We start from the raw sequence: 4,953 nt of genomic DNA on the forward strand, positions 1-4,953 counted from the left end.
TTTGTGCCATTTTTCTTTATACTGTCACTTAGGCAGGCTGGACACTTGATTTCTAGAGTTATTCGCATTTCTCTATTTTATCAAAATCCAACCTGCTTTTTTTCAGCATACTTTTTGAAACACCACCCAAAATTAAACTAGGCTTTTATACCTATACACCTTTTATTTATGTCTAAGCTTGAACGCCAAAAACTAGCACTGCCTGATGGTCACGAAAAATTATTGCTACATTCTTGCTGTGCACCGTGCTCAGGTGAAGTCATGGAAACGCTGATTGAGTCAGGCATTGATTTTTCTATCTTCTTTTACAATCCCAATATTCATCCGGTAAAAGAATATTTAATTCGCAAAGAGGAAAATATACGCTTTGCCGAAAAACACAATATTCGGTTTATTGATGCCGATTATGATACGGATAACTGGTTTGCTCGCGCCAAAGGCATGGAAAATGAACCAGAAAAAGGTATTCGCTGTACCATGTGTTTTGATATGCGTTTTGAACGCGCAGCATTGTATGCAGCCGAACATGGTTTTAGCCTAATCAGCAGTTCACTGGGCATTTCACGCTGGAAAAATATGAAGCAGATTAATGACTGCGGTCACCGCTCTGCATCGCATTATGACGGCATCAGCTATTGGGATTATAACTGGCGTAAAAATGGCGGCGCGGTACGCATGCTGGAAATCAGCAAAAATGAGGAGTTCTATCAGCAGGAATATTGCGGTTGTGTGTATTCTCTACGCGATACCAACCGTTGGCGCATGAAGAATGGCCGTGACCGGATTAAACTGGGCGAGAAATTTTACAGCAATGCGATGGATGATGATATCGACTAAATTCATCTATAGCATGACTAATTACAAGCATAACCAAAGGAATGCAAAATCGATTGAAACATCGGTTTTGCTGGTTTCAATGCCCTAAGACTGAATAAGCTCTAGGGTTCAAGAATAATATAACTCACAGCAATACATGAGCTGACCATTCTTTTATTTTTAATATAAATCAATATTTTAAAATAGCTTATAAATTTTCTTTCAATCAGTCGAACTGAACACATGTCAGCATGATCGCTGCGTATCTTTAATTAATTATTTCAAATTACATAAAAGTCGTAGAGTCACTTATGACTCACACAGGTACAAGATGCAATTTTTTTTCAAATAAATTAAATGTGAAGGTTTTGAGAATAAAAACGAAAAGAACTAAAAATGGTGCGCTCAGCGGGACTCGAACCCACGCCACAGGCTTCGGAGACCTGTACTCTATCCAGTTGAGCTATGAGCGCTTCATTGGAGTGGGCACATCATAACAAAAAAAACTATAAGGTAAAGCAACTATATATAAGTCAGTCACTTTTCTGCCTAAGCTTTGTACAGCATCCTGTTTATGCAATGCAGAATTCCATACGATTTACTTGGTTTATTCAGCCCGATATCGCACAATACTCAGACTATTCACAGCGTGAGATATTTATGACTGATGCACTGACGTTAACGCAGTTGTCAAAAACCTATAAAAATGGGTTTCAGGCACTCAAAGGTATTGATTTAACTGTACCTGAAGGTGAGTTTTATGCACTTTTAGGCCCAAATGGCGCAGGTAAATCGACCACGATTAGTATTATCAGTTCTCTTACGCGTAAAACTTCAGGTACTGTCGAAATTTTTGGGCACAATTTGGATACTCATCCATCACATGCCAAACAATGTTTAGGTGTCGTACCACAAGAATTTAACTTCGGTCAGTTTGAAAAGACCTTTGATATTTTGGTTACTCAAGCTGGTTATTACGGCATTCCCAAAAAATTAGCAGAAAAGCGTGCTGAAGAATATTTAGAAAAGCTAGGGTTGTGGGAAAAACGCAGTACACAAGCACGCATGCTATCTGGTGGGATGAAACGCCGTTTGATGATTGCGCGCGCCATGATGCATGAGCCGAAACTTCTAATTTTGGACGAGCCAACAGCGGGTGTTGATATTGAACTGCGTCGTTCTATGTGGGACTTCCTCACTGAAATGAATGACAAAGGTACATCTATTATTTTAACGACACATTATTTAGAAGAAGCAGAAATGCTCTGTCGTCGAATTGCGATTATTGACCGTGGTGTCATTAAAGAAGATACAACCATGAAAGGTTTCTTAAGCCAATTAAATGAAGAGACTTTTATCTTCGATTTGGCCGAGCCTATTCAACCGCTCAACATTGACATTATTGGTGTACGTTTTAATTTGGTTGACCCTGTAACCTTAGAAGTGACCATGGATAAAGCCCACACCATGAATGATTTGTTCCAACTCATGGAATCTCAAGGTATTCAAGTACGCAGTATGCGTAATAAATCGAACCGTCTTGAAGAATTATTTATTCGTATGGTGGAAAAAAATCTTGAAGGTGCAGCACAATGAATTTTAATCAACTTTGTATTGCCCTCTATACACTGGTTTATAAAGAAATCCGTCGCTTTATGCGAATCTGGCCACAAACGCTATTACCGCCTGCCATCACCATGAGTTTGTACTTTGTGATTTTTGGTAATCTAGTCGGTTCACGTATTGGTCAAATGGGTGGTTTCACCTATATGCAATTTATTGTGCCCGGTTTGATTATGATGGCGGTCATTACCAACAGTTATGCCAACGTATCATCTAGTTTCTTTAGTGCAAAATTCCAAAAAAGCATTGAAGAACTGATTATGAGTCCCGTACCACTACACATGGTACTTTGGGGTTATGTGATTGGTGGCGTTTGTCGTGGTGTATTGGTCGGCATTATTGTGACTGCCATGAGTTTATTTTTTACTGAATTACATATCACCAATATTTTCGTGACTATATATACAGTTCTGATTACTTCTTTATTATTTTCGCTTGGCGGCTTTATTAATGCTGTCTATGCAAAATCTTTTGACGATATTTCGATTATCCCGACTTTCGTCCTGACACCGCTAACCTATTTAGGCGGTGTTTTCTATGCCATCTCGTCATTGAGTCCATTTTGGCAAAATCTCTCTTTAATCAACCCTGTCGTGTATATGGTGAATGCATTCCGCTACGGTATTTTAGGCCATAGCGATGTCAATGTAGGCATTTCACTGGCAGTTATTACTGCATGCTGCGTTGTACTCTATGGCGTAGCATATCATTTACTTTCTCGTGGTTCAGGAATGCGTGAATAATGAGTGTAGAACAATCCCTTTTAGGTAAAGACACCAATTACCCAACAGCATATCAGCCCGATATTCTGTTCCCTATCGCACGTGCTACGGCACGTGAACAATATGCCCATGTGGAAGGCATTTGCCAAGGTAAAGACTGGTGGCATGTTTTTGAAATTTCATGGCTAAATGCTTCTGGTGTACCACAAGTAGCAATTGGTCGTTTAACACTACCAGCCAGTTCAGACAATTTAATCGAATCCAAATCACTAAAGCTCTACTTTAATAGTATGAACTTTACTCAATTTGAATCACGTGATGCTTTCAAAGCAACAGTTGAAAAAGATTTATCTGTTGCTGCCAATGCACCCGTGACTATTGATCTTTTTCATGTCGATGATGTGGAAATTTCTAAGCCTGAAGGTATCTGTATTGATGACTTAGAGCCAACAAAACTGGAAAATCATCCAAACGCCAACTTATTGGCATTAGATGAAAATAACAATGAAGAAGTTGAAGTTCAGTTTTATTCACATTTATTAAGAAGTAACTGTCCAGTCACGGGTCAACCTGATTGGGGTACGGTATTTATAAGGTATAAAGGAAGCAAGCCTTGTTATCGTAGTATTTTGGCTTATATTATTTCTTACCGTCAGCATAATGGTTTCCATGAACAATGTGTGGAACAAATGTTTGCCGATATTTGGCAAAATCTTAAACCAAGTAAGCTGATGGTTTATGCAACCTATACACGCCGTGGTGGATTGGACATCAACCCTTGTCGTGTATCGGATTTAACATGGATGCCTCGCCCAATTCGATTGGCGCGACAATAAAAAAATTGAGGTTAGCGATGCCATTTTTTGGTTTTATTCCTTCAGATGAACTTTTAAGCAGTATTCAGACTGGTCACGAGAAAAAAAATTCAAGTGAACCCCTTTATCCTTTGCGTGATAAAACTGCATTGCTGATCAATGATGAAATCATTGGTGCAACGATTTTAGCACCTGTACATCTTTTCCCTGCAAGCGACAAACGCGATACAGCGGAAAAACTTGCAGGCTATGTGAAATCTACAGTTGCTGTTTTACTTAAACAACTCCTAGGTAAGTCACCTAACGATGTGGTAAAACAATCCATCGATTTTTCTGAGAAAAGTTTGTTTAAAGATAGTTCAGGCACACATCGCGTTGGCCTTACTCTCGATGCAGGGCTAATCACTAACCTCAAAAATAGCTATGCTGAAATCAAAGCAGGCACTGATGTAAATAAAGCTGCCTTCGCAGAACTTTATAAACAGTTTGCCGAAGCAGCAGTCCGCCATTTTATGAATGACTTTAATAAGACCTTAGATCTTGGCATGATTAAACGTAAAGCAGCAGATATTGGTTCTTCAGCTGTGATTAAAGCCATCCATATTGCTATTGATAAAATTTTCCCTAATCTGACCAAAGAAGAACTCGGGGCTTTAGCGCAAGCACACGACTCGATGTTTAATCACTAAATCTTTCTCAGTATTCAAAACCTAGCCTCGGCTAGGTTTTTTATTGCAAAATATTGATATGACTTATTTTAGTGCAAGACTGTGCTAGCATGCGCCTATAAAAAATCCCCACATACTTATTATTATGACATTAGATTCACAATATAAGTTTTTGCGTCAAGCGTAAGCGTCCGCTGAACCCCATGCCTATTTTTTAATTCGGTTCAGGTTTCCAGCGGTGTGGTAGCAATTCTTCAATCTGAGTCACTTTATGTGTCGGCAACCTTTTCAGCACATCACTTAAATAGG

Annotated in this window: 6 protein-coding genes and 1 tRNA gene; 5 read left to right on the forward strand and 2 right to left on the reverse strand. The window is 39.1% G+C overall.

Annotated elements, in window-relative coordinates:
- Nucleotides 1–168 precede the first annotated feature (168 nt).
- Nucleotides 169–837, forward strand: a complete 669-nt coding sequence (locus tag FTT84_RS16855) for an epoxyqueuosine reductase QueH (RefSeq protein ID WP_180081930.1) — start codon at nucleotides 169–171, stop codon at nucleotides 835–837.
- Nucleotides 838–1,213: 376 nt separating this feature from the next.
- Here FTT84_RS16855 and FTT84_RS16860 read toward each other — a convergent pair.
- Nucleotides 1,214–1,289 (reverse strand) — tRNA-Arg (locus FTT84_RS16860).
- 187 nt (nucleotides 1,290–1,476) lie between these two features.
- Between FTT84_RS16860 and FTT84_RS16865 the strand changes: the two genes are divergently transcribed.
- The 4 genes from FTT84_RS16865 to FTT84_RS16880 are packed head-to-tail and all read left to right on the forward strand — an operon-like array spanning nucleotide 1,477 to nucleotide 4,665.
- Nucleotides 1,477–2,412, forward strand: coding sequence for an ABC transporter ATP-binding protein (locus FTT84_RS16865; RefSeq protein ID WP_180081934.1), 936 nt, complete (start codon nucleotides 1,477–1,479; stop codon nucleotides 2,410–2,412).
- Nucleotides 2,409–3,182, forward strand: a complete 774-nt coding sequence (locus FTT84_RS16870) for an ABC transporter permease (RefSeq protein ID WP_180081932.1) — start codon at nucleotides 2,409–2,411, stop codon at nucleotides 3,180–3,182. Before FTT84_RS16865 ends, FTT84_RS16870 begins: the two co-directional genes overlap by 4 nt.
- Nucleotides 3,182–3,997, forward strand: a complete 816-nt coding sequence (gene queF / locus FTT84_RS16875; RefSeq protein ID WP_067765075.1) for an NADPH-dependent 7-cyano-7-deazaguanine reductase QueF — start codon at nucleotides 3,182–3,184, stop codon at nucleotides 3,995–3,997. The genes FTT84_RS16870 and queF overlap by 1 nt, the downstream gene beginning before the upstream one ends.
- Before the next feature lie 17 nt (nucleotides 3,998–4,014).
- Nucleotides 4,015–4,665 (forward strand): hypothetical protein, encoded by a 651-nt coding sequence (locus tag FTT84_RS16880; protein ID WP_067765078.1) that lies wholly within the window; start codon nucleotides 4,015–4,017, stop codon nucleotides 4,663–4,665.
- 193 nt (nucleotides 4,666–4,858) lie between these two features.
- Here the strand turns inward: FTT84_RS16880 and FTT84_RS16885 are convergent.
- Nucleotides 4,859–4,953: transposase domain-containing protein (locus tag FTT84_RS16885; protein ID WP_178867550.1), on the reverse strand; the 95-nt coding region annotated here is incomplete at its 5' end.

The sequence above is a fragment of the Acinetobacter sp. YH01019 genome, assembly GCF_013420285.1.
Lineage (GTDB): Bacteria > Pseudomonadota > Gammaproteobacteria > Pseudomonadales > Moraxellaceae > Acinetobacter > Acinetobacter gandensis.